At 71.2% G+C, this 1,745-nt stretch carries 3 protein-coding genes and 1 pseudogene; 3 read left to right on the top strand and 1 reads right to left on the bottom strand.

Annotated features, from left to right (window positions below; translation table 11 throughout):
* Both ACEN88_RS30920 and ACEN88_RS30915 read left to right on the top strand, forming a co-directional pair.
* On the top strand, nt 1–541 hold a 541-nt coding region (locus tag ACEN88_RS30920), incomplete at its 5' end, for a hypothetical protein (protein ID WP_413345885.1).
* A 1-nt stretch (nt 542) separates the two neighbouring features.
* Nucleotides 543–1,109: pseudogene (locus tag ACEN88_RS30915) on the top strand (cache domain-containing protein); the annotation flags it as partial.
* On the opposite strand, the gene ACEN88_RS30910 reads toward ACEN88_RS30915, so the two are convergent.
* A complete protein-coding gene (locus ACEN88_RS30910; protein WP_413345883.1) occupies nt 1,016–1,360 on the bottom strand; it encodes a hypothetical protein in 345 nt (114 codons plus the stop codon). The pseudogene ACEN88_RS30915 and the gene ACEN88_RS30910 sit on opposite strands and share 94 nt — an antisense overlap.
* A 71-nt stretch (nt 1,361–1,431) precedes the next feature.
* Here ACEN88_RS30910 and ACEN88_RS30905 point away from each other — a divergent pair.
* Nucleotides 1,432–1,745, top strand: a 314-nt coding sequence (locus ACEN88_RS30905) for a diguanylate cyclase domain-containing protein (protein WP_413345881.1), incomplete at its 3' end; no start/stop codon positions are given.

The following is a 1,745-nucleotide window of genomic DNA, read 5'->3' as shown; positions in this document are numbered from 1 at the left end:
GGGGCGCGTGCTCGTCGAGCCCCTCGCGGGCACGCCTGCGCGCGCACGTGCACGCGCCCCTGCCGCGAAAGGGGTAGCAATCGAGCAGCGGGGCCGCGAATTCATCCCGTGGATGACCGTCGTGCAGACCGGCACCAGCGTCGATTTCCCCAACAACGACACGATCCGCCACCACGTGTATTCGTTCTCCGAGCCGAAGCGCTTCGAGATCAAGCTGTATGCCGGCAAGCCCGGCCAGCCCGTCGTGTTCGACAAGCCGGGCCAGGTCGACATCGGCTGCAATATCCACGACTGGATGGAGGCCCACGTGCTGGTCGTCGACACGCCATACTTTGTCCGCACGGGCGCGGATGGCCGTGCGGCCGTCACGAACGTCCCGGCGGGCCATTATCGCGTGCGGCCGTGGCATCCGCTGCAGAAGGTGGCCGTGGCGCCGCAAGACATCGAGATCGAGGAGGCGCCGGTGCGCATGACGCTCGTGCTGGACGCGCGCGCCCGCCAACCGAAGCCGCATACCGAGGACGACCCGGACCGTTACTGACATGTCATCGAGATCGCTGCGGCATCGGATCGCCATCGTCTTCGTGGGCCTGCTCGTGCTGGTCATGGGGCTCGTGCTGGCGCTCGTCCACCACAGCAGCGAGCGGATCGTGGAGCGCGAGACGCGGCGCGAACTGGCCGTCGGCGCCAAGGTGTTCCAGCGCCTGCTCGAACAGAACCAGCGCCAGCTCGAGACGGCGGCCGCCGTGCTGGCCGCCGACTTCGCGTTCCGCGAGGCGATCGCGACGCAGGACCAGCCCACCGTGCGCTCCGTGATCCGCAACCACGGCCAGCGCATCCACGCGCAGGTGATGATGGTCGCGGGCACCGACGGCAGGCTGATCGCCACCACGCAGCGCGCCAGCGCGGCCGGCGACCCGTTCCCGTTCCCCGACCTCATCGCCGCCGCCGAGGCGTCCGGACGCAGCGCGGGCTTGCGCCAGATGCGCAATGGCCAGCTCAGTGGCCAACTTTATCAAGTCGTGCTCGTGCCGATCCTGGCGCCCACGCGCATCGCGTGGGTGGCGATGGGCTTCCACGTGGACGACGGCTGGGCGGCCGACATGGCCGGCATCACGGGCCTGGGCGTGCAGATCGTGCGGACCGGGACGCCCGGCGTGCTCGCGTCCTCCGGCGCACCCGTCGGCACGCGCGATGCGTCCGTGGCGGTGCCGCTGGACGGCGGCCTGCAGGCCGTGCTGCGGCTGCCCGTCGCGCAGGTGCGGGCGCCGTTCGAACAGTTGCAGGGACGGCTGCTGGGCGTGATCGTCGCGGCCATCGCGGTGTTCGCGGCGGGCAGCGTGATGCTGGCCGGGCGCATCGTCCGGCCCCTGCACGAATTGTCCGCCGCCGCGCGACGAGATCGGCCAGCTGGCCGGCAGTTTCGAGCAGATGCGCACGGAGATCGCGTGCCGCGAGGAGCGCATCGCCCGGCTGGCCTACGTCGATGCCTTGACCGACCTGCCCAACCGCACGCGCTTCCTGGAAGCGTTCGGCCGCCTCTCGCCGGGCGCGGGCGGTGCCGTGCTGGTCGTGAACGTCGACCGCTTCGCCCTCATCAACAATGCGCTGGGCCACGTCGTCGGCGACCGCCTGCTGCGCGCCGTCGCGGGCCAGTTGCAGCCGCTGGTGCCGGAGTGCGGCATGCTGGCGCGCCTGTGGGGCGACCAGTTCGCGTTCCTGCTGGAGGGCGCCGGCCCCGAGGC

Origin of the sequence: Massilia sp. CT11-108 (assembly GCF_047302915.1) — a bacterium.
Taxonomy (GTDB): Bacteria; Pseudomonadota; Gammaproteobacteria; order Burkholderiales; family Burkholderiaceae_D; genus Telluria; species Telluria orientalis.
The sequence above is the reverse complement of the archived record's forward strand: the minus strand, read 5'-3'. Positions and strand labels throughout refer to the sequence as shown.

What these genes read in the sequence shown, in the direction of transcription:
- ACEN88_RS30910 (WP_413345883.1), bottom strand. Translation starts at nt 1,360, where the DNA reads ATGCGCCCGGCCAGCATCACGCTGCCCGCCGCGAACACCGCGATGGCC.